The sequence below is a fragment of the Pirellulaceae bacterium genome (genome assembly GCA_029243025.1).
In the GTDB taxonomy this organism is placed as follows: domain Bacteria; phylum Planctomycetota; class Planctomycetia; order Pirellulales; family Pirellulaceae.
Genome location: JAQWSU010000032.1, coordinates 1 through 21,017, shown reverse-complemented (window position 1 = coordinate 21,017; position 21,017 = coordinate 1). Strand labels below are relative to the sequence as shown.

At 52.9% G+C, this 21,017-nt stretch carries 20 protein-coding genes; 16 read left to right on the top strand and 4 right to left on the bottom strand.

Going from position 1 to position 21,017, the window contains the following annotated elements; all coding sequences use genetic code 11:
• Positions 1-29: 29 nt before the first annotated feature.
• The 11 genes from P8N76_14575 to P8N76_14525 all read left to right on the top strand — a co-directional run bounded on the left by P8N76_14575 (position 30) and on the right by P8N76_14525 (position 12,035).
• Positions 30-2,222 (top strand): hypothetical protein, encoded by a 2,193-nt coding sequence (locus tag P8N76_14575; GenBank protein MDG2382891.1) that lies wholly within the window; start codon positions 30-32, stop codon positions 2,220-2,222.
• Positions 2,223-2,228: 6 nt separating this feature from the next.
• A complete protein-coding gene (locus P8N76_14570) occupies positions 2,229-3,152 on the top strand; it encodes an ABC transporter ATP-binding protein (GenBank protein ID MDG2382890.1) in 924 nt (307 codons plus the stop codon).
• A gap of 73 nt (positions 3,153-3,225) precedes the next feature.
• The gene (locus P8N76_14565; GenBank protein ID MDG2382889.1) at positions 3,226-4,443 is read left to right on the top strand and encodes a protein-L-isoaspartate(D-aspartate) O-methyltransferase; all 1,218 of its coding nucleotides are present in this window, start codon (positions 3,226-3,228) and stop codon (positions 4,441-4,443) included.
• 190 nt (positions 4,444-4,633) lie between these two features.
• Positions 4,634-4,924, top strand: coding sequence for a hypothetical protein (locus tag P8N76_14560; GenBank protein ID MDG2382888.1), 291 nt, complete (start codon positions 4,634-4,636; stop codon positions 4,922-4,924).
• Between the two features lie 301 nt (positions 4,925-5,225).
• A complete protein-coding gene (locus P8N76_14555; protein MDG2382887.1) occupies positions 5,226-6,308 on the top strand; it encodes a TIGR03000 domain-containing protein in 1,083 nt (360 codons plus the stop codon).
• A 138-nt stretch (positions 6,309-6,446) separates the two neighbouring features.
• Positions 6,447-7,094 carry a hypothetical protein gene (locus P8N76_14550; protein ID MDG2382886.1) on the top strand — a complete coding sequence of 216 codons (648 nt, stop codon included), beginning with the start codon at positions 6,447-6,449 and terminating at the stop codon, positions 7,092-7,094.
• The gene (locus P8N76_14545; protein MDG2382885.1) at positions 7,091-8,116 is read left to right on the top strand and encodes an HTTM domain-containing protein; all 1,026 of its coding nucleotides are present in this window, start codon (positions 7,091-7,093) and stop codon (positions 8,114-8,116) included. The genes P8N76_14550 and P8N76_14545 overlap by 4 nt, the downstream gene beginning before the upstream one ends.
• 133 nt (positions 8,117-8,249) lie before the next feature.
• On the top strand, positions 8,250-9,263 hold the full coding sequence (locus P8N76_14540) for an aspartate-semialdehyde dehydrogenase (protein ID MDG2382884.1): 1,014 nt from the start codon (positions 8,250-8,252) through the stop codon (positions 9,261-9,263).
• A gap of 6 nt (positions 9,264-9,269) precedes the next feature.
• Positions 9,270-10,016, top strand: coding sequence for a tRNA pseudouridine(38-40) synthase TruA (gene truA / locus P8N76_14535; GenBank protein MDG2382883.1), 747 nt, complete (start codon positions 9,270-9,272; stop codon positions 10,014-10,016).
• Positions 10,017-10,197: 181 nt separating this feature from the next.
• Complete coding sequence (locus tag P8N76_14530; protein ID MDG2382882.1) at positions 10,198-11,049, top strand: serine/threonine-protein kinase; 852 nt, start codon at positions 10,198-10,200, stop codon at positions 11,047-11,049.
• A 14-nt stretch (positions 11,050-11,063) separates the two neighbouring features.
• Positions 11,064-12,035 (top strand): acetyl-CoA carboxylase carboxyltransferase subunit alpha, encoded by a 972-nt coding sequence (locus tag P8N76_14525; protein ID MDG2382881.1) that lies wholly within the window; start codon positions 11,064-11,066, stop codon positions 12,033-12,035.
• A 488-nt stretch (positions 12,036-12,523) separates the two neighbouring features.
• On the opposite strand, the gene P8N76_14520 is transcribed toward P8N76_14525, so the two are convergent.
• The gene (locus tag P8N76_14520; GenBank protein ID MDG2382880.1) at positions 12,524-13,252 is read right to left on the bottom strand and encodes a CvpA family protein; all 729 of its coding nucleotides are present in this window, start codon (positions 13,250-13,252) and stop codon (positions 12,524-12,526) included.
• 295 nt (positions 13,253-13,547) lie between these two features.
• Here P8N76_14520 and P8N76_14515 point away from each other — a divergent pair, with 295 nt between their 5' ends.
• Positions 13,548-14,279, top strand: a complete 732-nt coding sequence (locus tag P8N76_14515; GenBank protein ID MDG2382879.1) for a metal-dependent hydrolase — start codon at positions 13,548-13,550, stop codon at positions 14,277-14,279.
• Between the two features lie 71 nt (positions 14,280-14,350).
• Here the strand turns inward: P8N76_14515 and dtd are convergent, their stop codons facing one another.
• On the bottom strand, positions 14,351-14,800 hold the full coding sequence (gene dtd, locus P8N76_14510) for a D-aminoacyl-tRNA deacylase (protein MDG2382878.1): 450 nt from the start codon (positions 14,798-14,800) through the stop codon (positions 14,351-14,353).
• A 12-nt stretch (positions 14,801-14,812) separates the two neighbouring features.
• Entirely contained in the window at positions 14,813-15,469 is a 657-nt protein-coding gene (locus tag P8N76_14505; GenBank protein ID MDG2382877.1) for a hypothetical protein, read from the bottom strand.
• A gap of 588 nt (positions 15,470-16,057) precedes the next feature.
• Here P8N76_14505 and P8N76_14500 point away from each other — a divergent pair.
• Positions 16,058-16,696: a histidine phosphatase family protein gene (locus P8N76_14500; protein MDG2382876.1), complete on the top strand. Its 639-nt coding sequence runs from the start codon at positions 16,058-16,060 to the stop codon at positions 16,694-16,696.
• Between the two features lie 51 nt (positions 16,697-16,747).
• Here P8N76_14500 and P8N76_14495 read toward each other — a convergent pair whose 3' ends face one another.
• On the bottom strand, positions 16,748-17,731 hold the full coding sequence (locus P8N76_14495) for a hypothetical protein (protein ID MDG2382875.1): 984 nt from the start codon (positions 17,729-17,731) through the stop codon (positions 16,748-16,750).
• Positions 17,732-18,026: 295 nt separating this feature from the next.
• Here P8N76_14495 and P8N76_14490 point away from each other — a divergent pair, with 295 nt between their 5' ends.
• The 3 genes from P8N76_14490 to P8N76_14480 all read left to right on the top strand — a co-directional run.
• Positions 18,027-19,316: a hypothetical protein gene (locus P8N76_14490; protein MDG2382874.1), complete on the top strand. Its 1,290-nt coding sequence runs from the start codon at positions 18,027-18,029 to the stop codon at positions 19,314-19,316.
• Positions 19,317-19,485: 169 nt separating this feature from the next.
• Positions 19,486-20,409: a hypothetical protein gene (locus P8N76_14485; GenBank protein ID MDG2382873.1), complete on the top strand. Its 924-nt coding sequence runs from the start codon at positions 19,486-19,488 to the stop codon at positions 20,407-20,409.
• Between the two features lie 14 nt (positions 20,410-20,423).
• Positions 20,424-21,017, top strand: a 594-nt coding sequence (locus P8N76_14480; GenBank protein MDG2382872.1) for a hypothetical protein, incomplete at its 3' end; no start/stop codon positions are given.

Sequence of the window (21,017 nt, the reverse complement as noted above, 5' to 3'; positions counted from 1 at the left end):
AGTTTTTTTCAAGCCCCTGGCAAACGTAAATGATTCGATGTGCTGCCACGATCGCTTTTGCTTTGGTGCTGATGCCGTCCGTGGCTACGTCCGTGGCTACGTGCGGTGACACACGGGTGGGGCCTGCGATTCATTCGGTCTCTGTTGGGTTTGATGGAACTTACAAGGTGGGTTTTTGGACGCCGCTCCGACTGACTTTAGCAGCAGGACCAGATCGTCCGCTCAGCGGGCATCTGCATGTAACGTTGCAGGACGGGGAAGCTATTCCGGCGACCTACGTCTTTTCGATTCCAGAAATTGCTGCCGGAACCGAACAAGCAATTTGGAGATACGTCAAATTCGGGCGGGCAGGGGGGGCAGTGCGGATTCGATTGGAGCCAACCGAGGGGCCGCCCTGGGAAACCACAATTCAAGGGACACCGTTGGCAGGTGGCGTGCCTTCGGATCGAACACTGATCATTGAGTTGGGGGACGGGCTTGATTTGCCCCAAGCCATTCAATTGCGAGGCAATGGGAGCCGGGTCGTCCACCGTTCTGTTTCGGTCGCCGAAAATCTTCCCGATCATCTATTGGGTTACGCCGCCGTTGACCTTTTGTTTGTTGTTTCATCGTGCGATACGCTGCTGGACGGGCTATCGGAAGATCAGCGTTCGGCGATCGAGAGTTGGGTGGAACTTGGTGGGAAACTCGTGGTGATTGCCTCGACAAACGACGATGCATTGGACGATGCCCCGTTTTCGGCCATCTTGCCCGGTACCCTTGAGCGGATTGCAATTCAGCGGCAAACGACTGGAATTGAACAGTTTGCAGCGGCGACCACGCGGCTTGACCGTGGCTCCTCCAATGTGATCAGATTTGAGGTTCCGATGGCAATCCTACGGGACATCGATGGTGTTGTCGCTGTTGCGGAAGGCTTTGGCGCCGATCAACGACCGGCGATTGTGAGAGGGATTGTCGGTTTCGGGCAAACGATTTTCGTTGCGTTCGATCTCTCTCAAGATCCGTTTGTGAGTTGGACGGATCGCCGTCGGCTGCTCGCAGCAATCCTCGAACTGGCTCAAAATGCAACTGATCTGCCAGCAGGTCAACTCAGTTCAGGACGCACGGCTTCTCGATCGCTCGGTTTTCGTGACCTGGGAGGCCAACTGAGGATGGCCTTGGAGCAGTTTCAAGGAGTGAGTTTGGTTCCCTTTTCCCTGACCGCTTCTTTGATCGCGATTTACATTTTGATCGTCGGTCCCCTGGAATACTGGTTGCTCAAGCGATGCGGCAAGTCTGTTTGGACTTGGGCTACGTTTCCCATCACCATCTTGGTGTTTTTGTCGGTTGCCCACCTGCTCACGAGCTCCTGGAAGGGTGAGCAGGTCAAGACAAATCAAGCGACGATTGTAGATGTCGACTTGTCTCGCTCACTAGTGCGAGGCACGACTTGGATGCATTTGTTTAGTCCCAATACGGAAAGACTCTCACTGGATAGTCGAATCACTTCACCCATTCTGGCTGCGGATGACACGGGACGAGTTCTGATTTGGCAAGGGATTCCTGGAGTGGGGTTTGGCGGTATGGACAGTGGAATGTCATCGACATCCTTTTCGAAACCGTATCAAGTTGAGGTTGATACGCGTGATGCGTTTCGAGCCCATGTTTGGATGGAACAGTTTCCTGTTGCGGTTCGGTCAAGTCGTAGCTTAATCGGGCAATGGTGGGGGAGCTGCCAACTGCAGGATTCGTCCGAGTTGAGAGTTGTCGCGGAAGCTCAATTGGAAGGTGTGGTCGTCAACCCTTGCTCCTTCGAACTTGGGGATGCTTATTTGATGCATGATCGATGGGTCTATCCGCTGGGAAACATGCGCGGAGGGGAACGTATCGATCTCGCTAATCGTTCAACGGTTGATATACAAACTCGGTTGACCCGACGCCGGGTTCTGAACGGTAGGAATGTGATGACAGCTTGGGACGTGTCTGACCAAGATGTCGACCGGATTTTGGAGCTGATGATGTTTCACGAAGCTGCCAAGGGAATGAACTATACCGGCCTAACGCACCGATATCATCGATCGATTGACTTGACCCAGCACTTAAATTCAGGGCGAGCAATTTTGGTCGGTCGCAGTAAGCAGGTGGCTGCTCAAGTCGTGTTGAACGGAGTGGAGCTGCAAACTGAAAACCAAGCACACTGGACCTACTACCGCTTGCAAATGCCCGTGAAGGTCGAAAGGTGATTTGACGTGATCGAGACTCGTGACTTGACTAAGAAGTACGGCGAACTGTTCGCAATCCAATCGATCGATTTGGATTTGCAAAAGGGAGACCTGTTTGGCTTTATCGGCCCCAACGGGGCAGGGAAGACCACCACGATGCGGGTCATTGCCACCTTGCTGACGCCAAGTTGGGGGGAAGCCTACGTAGATGGAAACTCGATCTACACGCATCCGAAAGAGATCCGTCGATTGGTCGGCTATATGCCTGATTTTTTCGGCGTGTACGACGACATGAAGGTGATCGAATATCTCGAGTTCTTCGCGGCTGCCTATCGAATCAACGGTCCTCAACGCAGAACGATTTGCGAGGAAATGTTGGAAGTGGTTGACCTCGCGTTCAAACGTGACGCATTTGCAAATACCTTGTCTCGCGGGCAAACTCAACGCTTGGGGCTCGCCCGTGTTTTGCTGCATGATCCCCAAGTTTTGCTGCTCGATGAACCTCTCAGCGGCTTGGATCCACGCGCCCGAATCGATATGCGGAATCTGTTGAAACGATTAGGGAATACGGGTAAAACCATCATTGTGTCCAGCCATATCCTGCCAGAATTGGCGGACGTGTGTAACAAAATTGGAATCATCGATCGTGGAGTCATGAATTGGAACGGTTCAGTCTCCGATGTTATGAAGCAAATCCGTCAGTCGATCGTTTTGAACGTGATGGTCAAGGATCGACAAAAAGAAGCGGCCGACTTGTTGCTGAAACGAGACGATGTGGCCGAGGTGAATGTCGAGAAAAAGATGCTGTCAGTGACGCTGGTGGAGGGTATTGTGGAATACAGCGATGTGGCGTCCGAACTGATCAACAACGGCTTTGCACTCTTGGAGTTTGGTGAAGATCGGCCTAGTTTGGAGGCTGCCTTCATGACGCTCACGAAGGGAATGAAATAGTCAAACCGTCTGCCGCATGGCATCTGGACGCGGTCAATGGTGTCTGGCGCCGAATCAGTGATTGGATTCCAGTATGTGTTCACGTCAATTACTGCTGCTCATCCCTCTCGTGGTTATCGGTGGGAGTGCAACTTGTTTTGCACAACCATCGGGCACGATGGCAGTTCGTAGAAATCAGATGGTTCGCGATTCACTAATGTCGTCCGGCATTATTAATCCACGTGTCATCGCAGCGATGCGAACAACACCTCGTCACGAATTTGTTGCCCGACAACAGCGGTCCCAGGCCTATTTCGATATGGCTTTGCCGATCGGTGAGTCGCAAACGATCTCGTCGCCCTTTATCGTGGCCTTTATGACGGAGTGCATTGACCCGCAGCGAACCGATCGGGTGCTTGAGATTGGGACAGGGAGCGGTTACCAAGCTGCGGTTCTGAGCGCGTTAGCAGACGAAGTCTATTCCATCGAAATTGTGGAACCCCTCGGTCGAAGAGCGGCAAAAACCCTGAAACGACTGCGTTTGAACAATGTGCATGTCAAACTTGGGGATGGATTTCAAGGATGGCCCGAACACGCTCCGTTCGACAAAATTATTGTCACTTGCTCTCCCGAAAAAATTCCCGTTGCTCTGATTGAACAATTGCGCGAGGGCGGGCGAATGGTGATACCGGTCGGCGAACGCTATCAACAGACGATGACATTGCTGCGTAAGGAAAACGGAAAACTCAAGATGGAAGCGTTACGGCCCACGTTGTTCGTACCCATGACCGGTACGGCCGAAGCACGTCGCGACGTGCGTCCGGATCCCGGAAATCCAGAGCTAATTAATGGGGACTTCGAATCGCAAGCCGACCAAGCTGAGTTTGTTTCTGGATGGTATTACCAACGTCAGGCGAAGTTGGTCGAAGCGGCCGACGCCCCTGAGGGCGACCGATATGTTGAGCTTGCCAATCAAATACGCGGTCGTGATTGCCATTTAATGCAAGGACTCGCCATTGACGGCCGTGCGATTCAACGACTTCGCTTCTCTGCCTGGGGCCGCGCACGCCAAATCGCGGTTGGAACCGATGGCGAGGGAGCCCGCGTTGTCGTCTCCTTCTACGATGAAAATCGACGTGATTTAGGCCAGTGGTGGCTCGGCTCCTGGAAGCCGGATGGCGTTTGGCGACGGGAAGAGAAAGAAGTCCGTGTGCCGATTCAGGCGCGGGAGGCCATCGTGCGAATCGGACTCTTTGGAGCCACCGGCGAGGCGAGCTTTGATGATATCCGTTTGCGGGGCACCGCCCGCTGACGCTGCCATGCGGGTAATGATTTTTTCGTCGAAAAAGATTTTGGATGTCACGGTCCAAATGACGAGTCGGGGTGACGATGAAAGGGTGGCTGGGGTAAAATCGGAACTTCGGGGCTAAGGGGCATCCTCATCGAAGGTTGCCCTGTTGAGGAGTCACCAATTCTGGCGACTCAGGTGAAGGATCGATGTCATGAAAAGTGCCTACAAATTTGAGCCAAGCGAGAGTGGATTTGACGTGTTTTACCGGGGCAAGTGTTTCGGGCAGATTGTGCCGGCGAAAGAAGCCTCCGGAAGACATTGTTTCTACCTCGGCTGTGATGATCGGAAAGAACCTCGTACCTATCGGGGCAAAATCAAGGCGGCCGAAGCGCTACATTTGATCTACAAGCTCGCTTCCGAGGCGAAGAAACGTCGTTGGTCGACCGAACGTCTAATCGCCATGGCTTGGGATGAACGTCCTCGTGCTTCCGATGCATCCTAGTGATCTCTTGAATCGGCTCGGCTTGTAGCAGAATCCATTGGTGCATCCCCATTGGTGGGGGGCGGCTTTCGTTGGCGGTCGCACGGTCGCACTGAATTTCAACACGAAAGCTTGCGATGTGTGCTTTCTTTGCCCGCATAGCCTTCTGACTGGGCTATGGTTTGTTATCTATAGCGCCTGACCTATCCAAACTTCGCAACCGAAAAACAGGCCGCAGGTGGCTTGTATTGTGAAGGAGGATCATTATGCTTTCTCAGGCAGCTGGTAAATCAAGGACTTAAGAGTATGAGGGCTTGTTGAGATGGTTAGGAAATGCTTAAGCGTATTGGTCGCCACGTGTGTGGTCATTGGATTGGCCGCTGACGTGCATGCTGGTTGGGGATCCTGGGGGGGATCTTACGGTAGTCATGGTTCGTCCGGTGGTTCGTCCGGTGGTTCCTGGGGCGGCTCTTCCGGCGGTTCTTCCGGCGGCTCGTGGGGGGGGGCATCAGGTGGCTCGTCCGGCGGGAGTTGGGGAAGTCACGGATCTCAAGGTGGCCACGTTGGTATTTTCAAGCGAATGGCTCTGCGACATCAGGCTCGCAAAGCAGCTCGACGAGCTTACGCCTCCTCGGGTGGTTCGTGGGGTTCCCACGGTAGCAGTGGCGGTAGCTGGGGCGGTAGTAGCGGTGGAAGTAGCGGTGGTAGCTGGGGAGGATCCAGCGGTGCGGCCTATTCTAGCCACGGTTCGTCCGGTGGTTCTTCGGGTGGATCAAGCGGTAATTACTCGGATGGTGGCGTGATCATCGAAGAGCATTCGGCTCCCGCTGACGCTCCGGCCGAAGATGCCATTCAAGAAACAACTCCGGCCGACAGTGCTCGTCTCCCCCGAGACCAGGGAATTCTCACTGTTGACGTTCCTGCGGAAGCGACCATCACCGTCAATGGCTTGGCGACAAGTAGCGAAGGTGCGCAGCGCCGATACGTTTCCAAGGGATTGAATCGAGGTTACAGCTACAAGTATGAGGTGACTGCAACAGTCGACCGTGGTGATGGCGAGAAGGTAGAGCGAACGCAATTCGCCACGCTACGAGCTGGTCAAGCGGCTCACCTTGATTTCGACTTCAGCAAGTCAGAGCCTGTCGAGACTCGTCTGACACTCCGTGTGCCGGAAAATGCTTCGGTTTTCCTTTCAGGTATGAAAACTCAATCCACGGGTACGGTTCGCGAATTTGCGACGAACAAGATCGAGGCAGGCCAGAAATGGTCGGACTATCACGTCGTGGTTACAGTTGAGCAAGATGGGCAAAAGCTGACGAAAGAGCAGGACATTAGTCTTGCCGGTGGCGACCAGCTTGAATTGAACTTTGATTTTGATGAGACAAAGCTTGCCGACGCACGTTAGTCGGTCATTAATGTTATAGTTTCTCAAATAAGAAGAACCCTCGTAACAGTAGCGAGGGTTCTTTTTTTTGTGGGAGTAAGTTTCCCATAAGGGCTCTGGCAGTCGTTTTTCCTGCCCAGCTTTGACGATACATTTTATATGTCCCCATCTCAATCACCTCACAGTTGGCAGCAGTGGACTCCTCGCGGGCGGGCGATCGTCAGTGTGCTGATTGCTGTCCACTTGCTTGCTGTATTTGCCGCTCCCTGGTCGTCACCTCCGCCCTCGCCCGTGCTGGCTCAAGAAGTGTCGCAACTATTTCTGCCCTATCAAGTTGGGGCCTATTTGAATCATGGTTATCGATTCTTTGCACCTGATCCCGGGCCCAGCCACATTATTCGTTATGAACTGACGATGCCCGATGGTTCGCAAAAAGTTGGGCGTATTCCCGATCCTGATCAGCACTGGCCTCGTTTGCTTTATCATCGGCACTTCATGATGACGGAGTCGTTGTTCAACAATCATTCGCGAATCAATAACGATGCGCCCCTTGATTGGATGAGTGAACGCGAGAAAGAGCAGTTGTCGTTTAACAACTCGCGTGCCCAGAATCTGACGCGACTGATGAGTCAGGGGATTGCCAATCAGTTGTTAGCCCAATACGACGGCGAACGGGTCCAATTGTTTTTACAGCGGCACGAGATTCCATTTCCTGACGCAATACGGCGAGGGGAAGTCGCATTGGACGACCCGAGTTTGTATGTGGATTTGGCCGACCTGGGATTGTTCACAGGAGATGACTCGTGAAGTTGGTGACGGACTACTTTCGCGAATTAGGCTCGGGCAGCTTGCAGGGATGGAATCGGTTCTGGTTTTCGCCGGCTGATCCGGCGACTCTGGGTGTGATTCGGATTCTTGCCGGTGCGATGTTGTTTTACACGCATCTCGTTTGGACCAAAGATCTCGTTGAGTTTTTCGGCCCGAACGGGCGACTGCCGACCGCATTTGCGGAGGGATTTCACGAATTCAGTTTGGGGAATCGAGCCTCTTACGCTTGGAGTCATTTGTATTTTGTTGATTCGCCTCAAGCTCTTTGGGGCTGCCATCTTCTGGCCCTCGTTGTGATCTTTCTTTTCACGATTGGGTGTTTCACACGATTCACGGCGATTTTGACTTTCTTGATCACTGTTTCTTACGCCCATCGGGCGGTAGGTGCGCTTTTTGGGCTGGATCAGATCAATGGCATGCTGGCGCTTTACTTAGCCATTGGCCCGTCGGGAGCCGCCTATTCGGTTGATCGATTGAGGCGTCGAAAAGGACAAGCAGGACGCGATGCGGCAGAGCCCGCCAAACTTGTGATGGCAAATGTGGCCCAACGCTTGATTCAGGTTCACATGTGCATGATTTATTTCTTCGCCGGAGTCGGCAAATTAATGGGGCAAACTTGGTGGGCAGGGACGGCTCTGTGGGGGGCATTTGCCAATTATGAATACCAGACGATCGATATGACTTGGCTTGCGGCTTATCCGCTGTTGGTGAATTTTATGACTCAGCTGATTTTAGCCTGGGAAATAACCTATCCCGTATTGATTTGGCCCCGTTTGACGCGACCACTTATGTTATTCCTGGCGGTGCCACTTCACCTGGGAATCGCGTTGGGGATGGGAATGACCACCTTTGGGCTGGCGATGCTCATTGGTAACGCCGCTTTTGTCTCGCCAGCGATCGTCCGAATGTTGTTCGACCGACGTTTGGAGTCGGGTAGGGCAGGGGGGGGCTCCTTGAATACCACCGGCCCGAACCGCAAACCCCAGACACAATCCGTTTGATGTTGGCACTTCAGCTGCCGGATGGCTCGGCCTATACTAGGCGATTGCTGAAGTTCAGATTCGATCTGATTGTTAAGATTTTTCAACAGCTTGCGCTGTTGTGTCATTTAGGTCTCCGTTTGGGAGTGGACAGGTGTTCGAAACTCTTGCTGTAGTTGGAGCGACAGGTGCTGTCGGTCGTCTCATTCGTCAGTTGCTCGAAGAGCGCAATTTTCCACTGGAAAAAGTTCGATTTTTGGCTTCGGCCAGATCGGCCGGTAGCCGGCTGACTTTTCGGGGTAAGGAGGTCACGGTTGAGGAGTTACGGCCAGAGGTGTTTGACGATATTGATCTCTGCATCGCCAGCACGCCGGACGACATCGCCAAGGATTTTGTGCCCTGGGCGGTGGAGCGTGGAACGGTTGTTGTCGACGAAAGTAATGCGTGGCGGATGGACGATACGGTGCCACTTGTCGTTCCCGAAGTCAACGGCGACGCTCTGCAACATCATCAGGGAATCATTGCAAGTCCGAATTGTTCAACGACTCAAATGGTCGTTGCGATGAAGCCATTGCACGATTTTGGTTGCATTCACCGAGTTGTCGTCAGTACCTACCAGGCAACGAGCGGGGCCGGGGTGGTCGGCGAACGTGATTTGCTCGAGGGAACGAGAGCTCGATTAGAAGGTCGGGAGCATCAATATGAAGCGTTCCAGCATCCCATCGCCTTGAACGTGATACCGCAGATCGGTTCGGGGAAACACGCAGGCTACACGTCTGAAGAAATGAAAATGGTTTGGGAAACACAAAAAATCTTTGGTGATAAATCGATTCAGGTTTGCCCAACCTGCGTTCGCGTGCCTGTGGAAAACTGCCATAGTGAGAGCATTCTTGTCGAAACTGAGAAGCACATCTCCGTTTCCCAAGCACGCGAACTATTTGAGGCTGCAGCAGGTGTCGAAGTAATGGATGATCTTGACGCTGGCAAATATCCGATGCCGCATCTTTCGACCGGCTTTGATCCCGTTTATGTCGGGCGTATACGAGAGGATCTTTCCTCACCCAATGGACTTGCTTTTTGGTGTGTCAGTGATAATCTTCGGAAGGGTGCCGCGACAAACGCAGTGCAAATTGCCGAAAGACTCGTCGCCACCGCCGCGGCGACCTAGGCTGCAATGCGTGTGTTAAAAATGACCGTTTCCTACGATGGAACGGATTTTTGCGGCTGGCAGCTTCAGCCCGGAAAGCGGTCGGTTCAGGAAATCGTCGAGTCCGCCATTTTAGCTGTGACCGGCGAAAGTATTCGCACACTGGCGAGTGGGCGTACCGACGCGGGTGTGCATGCGATTGGGCAGGTGGTCAGTGCTGCCAGTGAGACCCGGCTGGATGATCAGACGCTCTGTCGAGCACTGAATGCGCGTCTTCCTTACGATGTACGCATTGGGAAGTTGGAGTTTGCTAAGGAAGGCTTTCATCCCATTCGCGATGCGAAGTCGAAACGCTATCGATATGTGATTCAGTGTGGGGGCCAACCTAATGTTTTTCGCCGCCATTTCTGTTGGCATCTTCACCAATCACTCGACGTAGCACGGATGAAGCAGGCGGCCGACCAGCTTGTGGGCCAGATCGACTTTGCCAGTTTTCAGGCAGCTGGTGCGCCGCGAAAATCGACGGTGCGAACCGTCTTTGATCTTGATTTGGTTGAGCAACAAGTTGAAGACGAATCTTTTGTAACGCTTGAAATCGAGGCCAATGGCTTCCTTTATAACATGGTTCGAATCATCGTGGGTACGCTGGTGCAGGTTGGCTTGGGCAAGCAAAACCCGGCGTGGATTGAAGAGGTTGTTCAAGGATGTGATCGTCGGCTTGCCGGCCCCACATCGCCTCCCCAAGGGCTTTTTCTGCTTTTTGTACGCTATTAGCGAGCCAGCCTGACGCTGCCACGGACGAGTTTCGCTATCATTCGGCTGCGGTGATCTTTTTCAGATTGCACCGTTCTTATAAACTTATAGGCTGCGTGAAAAATAAGCAGAAAACGCACAATTGAACCCCCTGTCAAGTTCCGGCACAGAGCAGGGGGGAGGAAGCTGAGAGAGACGACTCGTGGCGCGCGATCAAAATTACATTGGTTCTTACCGACTGCTGAAACTCGTTCGGGCAGGGGCCAGCTGTCAGATTTGGGAAGCGATGAGCGAGGTCGATAATCGGCGTTGTGCTCTCAAAGCCTTGCAGGAAGAAAATCGGGGCGATAAGGAGCAGATTGCGCTGCTCAAACATGAGTATTTGGTAGGTCAAGGGCTGCACGATCCAAACGTGATTGAGGTTTATGATTTCGACGTCAATAAAGGGCTCCCTTACGTAGCGTTGGAGTATTTTGAATCAAGCAACCTCAAGCAATGGATTCGTCAAACCCGTGATTCGAAGCAGGATAGAACGACGCTCCCTAACGTGATTCGGAAATCGGCCGGCGGGCTTCAGTATTTGCACGGCCAAGGTTGGATCCACCGCGATATCAAGCCGGACAATTTCCTGATTAACACAGACTTTGATGTTAAGTTGATCGACTTTGCAATCGCCCAGAAAGAACGAAAAGGATTAGGGCGATTGTTCGGCGGGCGAGGGAAAGTCCAGGGAACTCGTAGTTATATGTCACCCGAACAGATTCGTGGTGAGGCGCTCGACCATCGAAGTGACATTTACAGTTTCGGTTGTATGCTGTTCGAGCTAAGTTGCGGGCGTCCACCATTTACTGGTGGTAGTCCGGATGAGTTGTTGCAAAAGCACTTGCGGGCCCAGGTGCCGAATATCACGGCGAGCAGTGAAGCGACGAGCCAGGAATATTCGAAGCTAGTTGCCCGGATGATGTCCAAAAAACCAGACGATCGTCCTGCGTCGATGGGCGAGTTTCTGGATGAATTTAGTAAAATTCGTGTCACTCGAGCGAATCGACGTTAACGTGGAGTAAAACCATGGATCAACTCAGCCCCGGACTCGAATTTGAACAACCGATTTATGAGCTTGAAACGCGTCTCGAAAAGCTTAAAAGTGTCGGTCGACCGGAATCCGAGCAGGAAATGCGGCGAGTACGCGATCAGTTGGCTGACGTGACTCGTGAAATCTACTCCAATCTGACTCCGTGGCAGACGGTAAAGATTGCTCGTCACAAAGATCGTCCTCAAACATCTGACTATCTGTCGTTGATGTTTGACGAATTTGTACCGTTGCACGGTGATCGACTCTTTGGCGACGATTCGGCGATGTTGGCCGGCTTTGCCAAGCTAGATCAATTCAAAGTGATGGTTGTCGGACATCAGAAAGGCCGAACAACGAAGGAGCGAACTGCTTGCTATTTCGGCTGTGCCCACCCTGAAGGATATCGTAAAGCGCTTTCGAAGATGAAGTTGGCGGCAAAGTTTGGGATCCCCGTGATTTGCTTGATTGACACGCCGGGGGCTTATCCTGGAGTGGGTGCAGAAGAACGTGGGCAAGCTCAGGCGATTGCTGAAAATATGTACGAAATGTCTCGGCTGAAAACCCCAGTGATTTGTGTGGTCATTGGGGAAGGTGGCAGCGGCGGAGCTTTGGGGATTGGCGTCGGCGACCGCGTGGCGATGCTCCAGTTCTCATATTACTCCGTGATCAGCCCGGAAGGTTGCGCTGGAATTCTTTGGAAGAGCCATGAGTTTGCTGAGCAGGCGGCTGAGTCGCTTCGCTTCACGTCGAGCGACCTTCTTGAGTTTGGTGTGATTGATGAAGTGATCGAGGAGCCGTTGGGGGGAGCTCATCGAGATCATCATCAAACCTCCAGTCGCCTGAAGATTTTCCTCACTCGGCAACTTCGAGAATTAGTCGCCTTGGAGACAGATGAATTGCTCCAGCAGCGGTACGAAAAGTTTCGTCGGATGGGTGTCTTTTTGGATGGAGTTGAGGCCACTGGCTAAGCTCTTTTGAGCCCCGGCAAGTTGAGCGATAACGGGCCGTGAGTGGGGCTTTTTCGCCGTTTCTGCAACGTCCGATAATGTTTCTTATGTTCGGTTTTGGATCGATTCTTCCCGGGATTCAGCCGCATTTGCCGTTTTGCGTTGCCACGGCACCCCCTGCGTTTTCCTGCAACGTTGCAGGTGGGCTGAGGCGATCAGTTAAAGCCAAGTTTGAGCGATTCGATGCGGCTCTTTTCACTCGCGTCAGGCGGACGGTCCCCTGCTGATCAGAGACCGATCGGAGTGCTGGAAATTGCCCTCGATTCGCCGTCCGAATCGAGGGCTGACGATCCTTCAGAATGGGTCTTGAAACGGTCAATGTTTCGTTTCTCGAGTTGCTTGATTTTGGGAGAACCGCCCTGCCTTGCTTTGGTTGCTTGGCTCGTTCATACCCAGTTGTTCCGACTGTATCGGTTGCTCCGGGGCCTGCTCACAAGCTTCGGAAATCATTATCGGCGGTCGAAAACTCGCATGCGGCGGGCACGATCTGCGACCGCATCCTTCGATTCAGAGAAGAAAGATTCGGCTGCTGCGGCCGGGTTTTTACCCGTCGTTGAATTTGGGTGCGACGCTGTATTTTGACCGGCGCGGATCTGTCCTCCTTGCTGCTTCAGCCAGTCTTCCATTTTCTCCATTTCACTATCCAAATTGGTGTTGGGGCTCGATTCGTCAGCACGATTCTCAAGTTGATTCAGATAGGGATTTAGAAAGTTGTGCATCTCGGTTGGCATCACCGCGTCTGCCTGGTCAAGAAGGCGGGCAATGTACAGGCCTGAACGTGACTCGATAATGTCACGGCGCTGTTGCTCACCCAGCAGGCTGACAGCAAACAGCGTGATGATCACGCACAGCACAATTCCCTTGCCCATGCCAAGTAGCGCGCCCAGCTGGCGGTCAAATCCCCCCAGTTTGGCTCCATCGATAAAACCACGCACGAATCGGAAAAGAATCCAGATCACCAAGGAAGAGGCAACGTAAACGATTAGCATCGCCAAGGCGGTATTCCATGGCGGCTGGGCATCAATCTTTGAAGCCACCACATCTCGGAATCGCAACGCGACGAAATAGCTGAAAAAGATCGCCGCCAGTGAGGCGATCTGCCATGCGAGTCCTTTGCGGAAGCCGATGAACGTGGTGACGGCTAAGACGATCAGCATCATGATGTCGTAAGCTTGCATGGATGGCCTTGCTAGTACTGATGTCAGACGGGTTGTTTTTTTGTTTATTTTGCCTTGGCTGCCGATCTTGTTGAGGGCGGCCGTGTGAGAAGGCGGCTGATCCTGCTTTTCGCGCGCGGAGTATAGTCGCAGTCAAATCCCGCCGATAGTCCATTCGTTGAGTGTGCCGAATTGTTGGGCTGCTCGGGCTGCAGATCGATATTCTCTGTATCGTCTCGATTTCCCAGGTTTGTAAATGGCAAGACTGATGTTGTACGGCTGTGACTTGGCCGTGCATCGAGAGGGGGGGCACTAAATGGCGGGTTTTAAGACTCACATCACGACGAGCACGATGGTGGGGGTAGGGTATGGGGCAGCAGGGCATTTCCTCTATCACATCCCAATTCCGGTCGCCATGGTGTCGGCGGGGCTCTGCAGCATCGCGGGCATTCTGCCGGATCTCGACAGCGATTCGGGAAAGCCTGTTCGCGAAATCACGTCATTTTCAGCGGCGGTGATTCCCATGTTGATGATGGCCCGACTTCGGCAAATGGGGCTCTCTCACGAGTCCATTATCATGGCGGGCGGCTGTATGTACATCTTTGTCCGATTCGGCATCGGTGAAATGCTGAGTCGATTCAGTGTGCATCGGGGGATGTGGCACAGCATTCCAGCTGCGGCAATCGCTGGATTGGTTGCTGCCTTATTAGTGTCGGGTGAATTTGAATATCGCATGTTCAAGGTTGCCGCTGTGGTGATTGGTTATCTGACGCATTTAATTCTGGACGAAATTTGGAGCGTCGAATTCCATCGAGGTCGTATTCGTTTGAAAAAGTCGTCCGGTACCGCATTGAAGTTCTTTGGGAAAAGTTCCTGGGCGAATTTTTCTACCTACGCCAAGCTCATCATCTGTACGGTGTTGGTGTTGGGAGATCCGTCGCTGTCGAATTTCTTGGGAGGTCGTGAGGGTGAGGTGCACCGTGTGGCTCGCGAGACCGTCGGAGAAGTGGTCGGTAATCCATTTAACCAGCAAGAGGTCGTCCGCTGATACGCTTTAATTGTCACTTGGCTTGGTAAATCCGAACCGGCGACTCCCGCCGACCGTGATCGGTTTGAACTTCAAAAAGTCTTTTGGCTATCCAGCAAAAGTGTTACGGGGCCGTCATTGACGAGTTCGACTTGCATCATGCTTCGGAACCGTCCGCAATGCACCTCCAGGCCGCGTTGCCGAGCAGTCTCAACAAATTTCTCGTAGAGCTGTTCTGCTCGTTGGGGTTCCGCCGCAGCGACAAAGCTCGGACGCCTGCCCTTGCGGCAATCGCCCCAAAGCGTGAATTGACTTACCACGAGCAGCCCGCCAGCAACGTCGATCAGCGAACGATTCATCTTGCCTTCGCTGTCTTCGAAGATTCGTAAATTGACGGTTTTTTCAGCCAAGTATTCGGCATCCTGGTCAGAGTCGTCGTGACCGACGCCGAGCAACACCAGCAGTCCCTGCTCGATAGAACCTGTCACGTCGGGACCGACGCTGACCTTGGCACGTGTGACTCTTTGAATACAAGCTCTCATGACAAATCAAATTCACACGTCCGCATCCAAGCCTCGCTCGAGGCGGATTTGACGGACTTTAGTCAGGATGTTGTCAACAACCTCCGTGTTGTCTCGGATTTTGATAACTTGAACCATCAGCGAAATTGCAATCCAGGTGATACCAAATAAGGCGGCAAACAGATGCGGTTTCACCCATTGCGGTGTGGTTGTTCGTAACGTTCCTGGGTCGGAAGCGGCGCCCAAGCCAACGATCAACATCACGACCAAGACCCCGGAAAGCGACCAGGCAAAGCATTGTCGTTTTAGCTTTGTGCTTGTCCCCACAAGGTCGACGGGTAACCCGTAGGTATCGACCACCTCTTTGCACCAACGACTCGTTCCGATGAAATAAGTCACCGAGATGCAATTGACAAGGATTGCGACCAGGCCGGCCATGATGCCTATCAACATATGAATTCTTGACTTCTCACGCGGCGGTTCGAGTTGTTGGTAGACTTCGATGGCTTCCGTTCGCAATTTCTCGATCTGTGTTGGGGAAGTATCAGCCGGCACTTCCTTCAGTTGGCGATTCAGAGAGAGAAACGATGAGTAGAGTTCGTTGTATTTGCCGATTCGCAATCCGAAAAAAATTGCAACGCACAGCAGAAGAGTAGCCACGATCGCCAACATGGTGAAAATCCTTGACACGATTACTCCATTTATTTGCTGGTGCTGCGCCGTATTTACGTCTATCGGGGCAAAGAATGAACTCACATCTTAGCGCCGGCTGCCGTCGGATTCTAGGTGTTGCGGCGATCTGCCGCGGTTGTCGGTCGCTTTCTGCGGCAAATCGATACGGAATCGACAAAATCGAATGCAAAACGATTGAGTGAACGGATGAAGAGCACTCCGAATGCTAAAGGACAAGCGAAAGCAAGGATTTCCGCGCGACAGTTTTAACTTTCCAGACGCCAATGATGGCGGTCCACGTAAATACAAGTGAGTGGAGTTTGGGGGCGTTCTGATTCGAAGGTTGGCGGTTGCCGCCGCGTTGAGGTTTTGTCGTTCGCGACCGTGTCCGCATGGGCGCTGCTATTTGCCGGTTCGAATGAAGTCCGAATGGAAAGCTGACGTCACTTTTCTACTGTCCAAGTCGCCCTGCCCCGTTGGATTTTTCCGAATCGTGCTTTCCGCATCTGCGGTTTGAACTCGAGAGGTCTTTGTGCTGTGAGCAGGATAGCTACAATACCGTGCCACTGAGCGACCCTCTCTGTTTTATTTCGAAGGATGGTTCCTATGCCCCCCTCCCCTACGCCGGAAAGTTGTTACGTCTATCTGCTGCGCCATGGTGCAACGGACAACAACCTGGCAAATCCTCCTATTTTGCAGGGGAATACTGTTGACGGTCCACTCTCTGAGGAAGGCAAACGCCAGGCAGAACTGGCTGCAAAAGGTCTTGCGCATCAGCAACTTGAAGCGGTTTACTCAAGTCCGTTGCTTCGAGCTCGGCAGACGGCGGAAATTGTTGCCCACCCCCACGAGTTGAATGTGGGAATCGTGCCCGAAATCTCGGAGGTTGATGTCGGTTCCTGGGAGGGGCGCAGTTGGGTCGAAATCGAACGTACAGAGCCTGACTTCTATCGTCGTTTTATGGACGATCCGGCTCAGAACGGCTATCGCGACGGCGAGAGCTTAATGGATGTACGTGATCGAGTGGTTCCCGCCCTGGATAAACTTCTACGCCAAAATCAAGGCAAGCGGATCGCGATCGTTGCTCACAACGTCGTAAACCGAGTTTATTTGGCGATGGCTGCCAAAATGCCGCTCGCTCATGCCCGCTCCATCTCACAGGAGAATTGCGGTATCAATGTATTGCGATATCGCGACGGCGAACTGAAGTTGATTTCCATGAATTCGGTGCTGCACCTTTGGTAGCGTCATAACGCTGGACGCTTGGTACACGTCTGAGGACCAAGATCCGCTGCCTCAACGTTTCTTTGATTTTCGAGTTGTCCGCGCGCCAAATCTTTGCAGTCGGGCGATGTAGTCGTCGGTCCCGTCAGTGATCTCGATATCCCCTGGTTTGTAGATGAACTGCGATGGTTGGATCGGCGCATCGAATTGAACTTCGAACAGTTCCATTGTCACCAGCGAAGCTGATTTCTTTTTCGGCTGTTCTTTTTTTGTTCGATTGGATCGTGATCGGCGAAAGTCAATGTGATAGGGAAACAGGTCGTCTTGCCCAAACAACACGAAAACGTGGTCTGGCAGTTGAGGTGGCAATTCGGCCACGTCGAGCTTTCCTGCTTCATCAAAAAGGGCGTGTTTTGGGAGCAGTTTTTTCAGGCGGTGCGGCTTCCAGCGACAGTCGAGGGACCATACAGGAACCTGCTGGAAGGTGAGTGGATAGGGCTCGGAAAAGTGGAAGTTTGCTTGCAATGACTTCAGTAACTGTACAATTCCGCCGCCAAGCGTCATTGAATACAGGACCGTTTCAGATCGGTCGGGTTGGCTGGCATTGCGGACACGTCGCAGGTCAATTCGGCTCAGCGATGCTGGCGGATCTAGATTTTCACGGATCCAGAGAAACCGTCCGTCGCAAATGTGGAGCAAGCTGACTGCGCGTTCTCCCGATTGAACGGAGAGCGAAAATCTGACCAGCGGATCTGGTTTCATCCGCTTTTGCAGGTAAAGGCCTGAACCGACCAGTCGTTGGTCAAACATTTGCGTGCGATGGCGAACCTTAGCTGAAATGGTCTGATGGCTTGACAGTTGGCGAATAGCATCCGAAATCAGTTGTGAGCCGGCCCGGTGGTTGGGGTGAGTTGCGGCGTTTGCGGGCAAGCGAGCCATCGTCTGAGGAGGTGCTTGCACTGCAACTGCTGGCGGATTTTCACCAGATAACCCCCTGGCAATTCCGAAAGCAGCGAGCAGCAATCCAGCTGTGAGGGCGGGTAATCTGTAATCCATATACTGATTCTGACGGTTTTGCCAAAGATTCGAGCTGATGATTTCCGAGGAAATACACCTAGACCATCACTCTGTTGCTTTTGGCTTCCGGGCAATACTGGTTGGAGCCCTGGGAGCGAGTGAGGTCGAGCCATTCTACGGATGAGACGATTACAGGTCTACTTGAGTTGTAATGCAGTTTGGTTCGGGAATTGGGGCTCAAGATGATCGAACGACATCAATTCGTCTTGGATGTGGCTGTCAGGAAATGCGTCGAGTCGGACTCGAGCACAGTTGCATTTAGTAGGGGGAAATCATGAAGATACGTCAATGGATTGCGACGTTGCTGCTGTTTTCGACAGTGGCGGCGGTCGGATGCGAACTGACGGGCGGCCACAATCTGCCCCCCGCGTCGCGACTGGCTCAACCGGGACCTGGTGTTGGTGGACCTGGACCCGGCGTTTTGACGCCACCACGTCCACCAGTGGCACCAGTGTCCGCCATTGGGCCAATGACTGCAGGCGTTGGGGCACCAGGAGCCGTCGTGGAAGCGTCTGGCATAATGATGGGCGGCCACACGATGGTTGCTCCGAGTGTGGGTGGACCAAATTGCTTGCCGCAAGACAACTTTGGACCAAGTGGATCGCCCTTGCAAGCAGTGCAGGTGCTCTTCTCACGACCTGAATCGATGCAAGTGCAGTGGGACGTTTCCGGTGTGGGCCAATTTGATTCGATGCCTTTGGTGACACCAGGTCGGCAAGATTTCACACAGGGTGGCATTTATCGACTCAAGCTGACCAGTATCGAAAATCGAGAAGGCGTCGAGTTATATCCGACGCTCGAGATTGGTCCGCCTCGATACCGCAGCATGGCCTACTTGGCTCATAATGCGATTCCGATTCAGTTTACAGAAGAGGACTTCGATCAAGTCCTCGCTGGTAACTTTGTTACGAAAGTTGTTTACCTACCGGATCCCGAATTCCAGGGAGTAGCCGTTGCCGATGTGGCAACTTTGGTGAGCACTCCGTTGGATCCAGGTTTGGATCCAATTGAGGAAGCTACCGAGAAAGGTGTCATCCTGGCGGTGATTCGTATCGGTAACAAAGATATGGAAACTCCTGGCGGGCAATTCGGTGGCGAACAGGTCACTCCTGCAGGCTACGGAGTTCCAGTCGCTCAAGCAGGTCATCATGGCTTGCTGCATCATCGACCGATGGCGGTTGCCAATACGGCACCCATGCCGCCTGGTGGTATGCCGGCTGACTTGATCTCAGGGGTCAATATGCCGCAATACGGGATGACCATGTCAGGCACACCAATTGGTTTGCCGGGGCCACCCCACATTCCGATGGGAGTGCCCGCCGGTTTAAAACGTCACGTGATGAAAAACTGGACAAGCCGACACATTCCTGATCCTGTTAAAAAGGTGAAGATAAATGTTAAGCAACGTCCTGGACTGAGCTATCCTCATCCGCCGTCGAAGGCTTGGATCACGGAAGATACGATCCATCCAACGGTTCGTTACGGACACCATTACGGTGCTCAGTCGTCCGGACAGGTTCAGCATGTTTGCGGACCAAGTTGCGGGCCCAATTGTTCGCACTGATTTTGGGAGGAATGTCCCGCGCCGAATGTCAGGCGTGGGACAACGAATATTTGGGAGTTTGCTTTGCACACTCCCCTGCCCTGATGCGGTTTTCAACCTGACGGGCTTTTGAAGCAAAAGACGTCATTCAGCTCAGTGGATTGATTGCTGCTCACAGGAAACTGATGTGATGAATCAAAGTTGCTTACCGTTTTCGTTTCATGGTTTTGCAACTGCGAAGTCCATGTCGCTCGTCTTCTTGCTCGGTTTGGCAAGCCTCCTTTGTGCATCCACGACGTGGGCGCAACGTACTGTTCATTATCAGTACAACATTGACATGCCGCCGGGTGCGATTGGCGCTCGGCAGCTCAGAAATAATTATCCGTTTCGCGGCTACACCCAACCTGTGGAAGTTCAGGTTCCGGAGGGAGCGGATGTTGCCATTGCGAGCGACGGAGCTTTTCAGTTCCCCGCGCCGACACTTCGGGCAGGTGTGCTCGTGGGGCACGTTTATCGATTGAAAGTCTCGAATATTCCTCGTCACGACGGTGCCGAGGTGTATCCAAGTCTCGAACTCATCAACCGGCTCTATCCTCCTCAGGGAATGAAAGCACGTTTTCCTGTTCCCGTGGATATTGCTCAAGAAGACTTGGAACTCGCTCTGGCCGGGAAGATGGTGGTACGCGTGATCTATGTAGAAAATCCGCAAGAGGCTTTTCCAAAGTCAGAAGATCCCAAGCACCAACGCTATTTTGATGCGTTGCCCGAGGAAGATCCGTTGCAAGTTGCTGATCAACTCGGCCGCCCGATCGCTATCTTGCGTTTGGGGTCCAGAATGCCAAATTACACCGGTCCTGATCATGGATTTCTGTTTGGATCCCCACCGGTAAGTCTTCTGCTGGAACCAAACCTTGCTGAAGCCGAAGTTTCACCATCGGTGATTGTGCCGGATTCGTCCGATTCGGTCACGAAGGATGAAAAACTATCTGCCCCCGTCGATACGCCCGCCCTCGATCAGCGATCGTCATCCAAGGAAGACGTCGTCGATGAGGGAACAGTGCCACTCGATACGGGTAATCCGTTTGTCGATGATGACTTGAATGAAGCCAATTGAGACGGAAGGACGTGATGAGCAATTCAACGTTACCGCGAAGCGGACGCATTTGTAAGCCACGTGTTCAGGGGCATTGGATCAGTGTTTCCATTGGCCTTTTATTCGTCTTGGCTCCCGGTGTTGCCACGCAAGCACAATTTGCGCCAATCAAGGATCGTTCCAATCGTTCGGCTGAGAAATTGCCAGCGGTGCTCACTCGCGCTGAGTACATTTCCCAACAAAAGGCCAACGCCGCGCGAACCGTGCGACGAGAATTGCCGTTGGAAAAGGATTCTGTCACGCCGCTTTTGAAAGCGACAGGAACGAAATCCGATCTCTCAGTTCTGCGTGCTTTACCCAAGCAGAAACAAGCGGGAAGTGAACGGCAAACAAAATTTATCAAGGATTCGACAGTCTCTGTCCTGCACAGCAAATCCGACCTCACGACCTATTTGCCCATCCAGACGAAAACTGGGGAGGAAGCGAAGTTGTTGAAGGATCCTACCGTTTCGGCACAAGGATTTCCGACGGATCGTTCTGAGTCTGCCGGCGAGTCGCCTCGAGTGAATCCTCCAGCCGGTTTTGTGAAAGATCCTACCGTTTCGGCACAAGGATTTCCGACGGATCGT

Excerpts from the sequence above, each read along its gene's own strand:
- P8N76_14575 (MDG2382891.1), top strand. The coding sequence starts at position 30 with ATGATTCGATGTGCTGCCACGATCGCTTTTGCTTTGGTGCTGATGCCG.
- P8N76_14565 (MDG2382889.1), top strand. The coding sequence starts at position 3,226 with ATGTGTTCACGTCAATTACTGCTGCTCATCCCTCTCGTGGTTATCGGT.
- P8N76_14560 (MDG2382888.1), top strand. The coding sequence starts at position 4,634 with ATGAAAAGTGCCTACAAATTTGAGCCAAGCGAGAGTGGATTTGACGTG.
- P8N76_14555 (MDG2382887.1), top strand. The coding sequence starts at position 5,226 with ATGGTTAGGAAATGCTTAAGCGTATTGGTCGCCACGTGTGTGGTCATT.
- P8N76_14550 (MDG2382886.1), top strand. The coding sequence starts at position 6,447 with ATGTCCCCATCTCAATCACCTCACAGTTGGCAGCAGTGGACTCCTCGC.
- truA (MDG2382883.1), top strand. The coding sequence starts at position 9,270 with ATGCGTGTGTTAAAAATGACCGTTTCCTACGATGGAACGGATTTTTGC.
- P8N76_14525 (MDG2382881.1), top strand. The coding sequence starts at position 11,064 with ATGGATCAACTCAGCCCCGGACTCGAATTTGAACAACCGATTTATGAG.
- P8N76_14520 (MDG2382880.1), bottom strand. The coding sequence starts at position 13,252 with ATGCAAGCTTACGACATCATGATGCTGATCGTCTTAGCCGTCACCACG.
- P8N76_14515 (MDG2382879.1), top strand. The coding sequence starts at position 13,548 with ATGGCGGGTTTTAAGACTCACATCACGACGAGCACGATGGTGGGGGTA.
- dtd (MDG2382878.1), bottom strand. The coding sequence starts at position 14,800 with ATGAGAGCTTGTATTCAAAGAGTCACACGTGCCAAGGTCAGCGTCGGT.
- P8N76_14500 (MDG2382876.1), top strand. The coding sequence starts at position 16,058 with ATGCCCCCCTCCCCTACGCCGGAAAGTTGTTACGTCTATCTGCTGCGC.
- P8N76_14495 (MDG2382875.1), bottom strand. The coding sequence starts at position 17,731 with ATGGATTACAGATTACCCGCCCTCACAGCTGGATTGCTGCTCGCTGCT.
- P8N76_14490 (MDG2382874.1), top strand. The coding sequence starts at position 18,027 with ATGAAGATACGTCAATGGATTGCGACGTTGCTGCTGTTTTCGACAGTG.
- P8N76_14485 (MDG2382873.1), top strand. The coding sequence starts at position 19,486 with ATGAATCAAAGTTGCTTACCGTTTTCGTTTCATGGTTTTGCAACTGCG.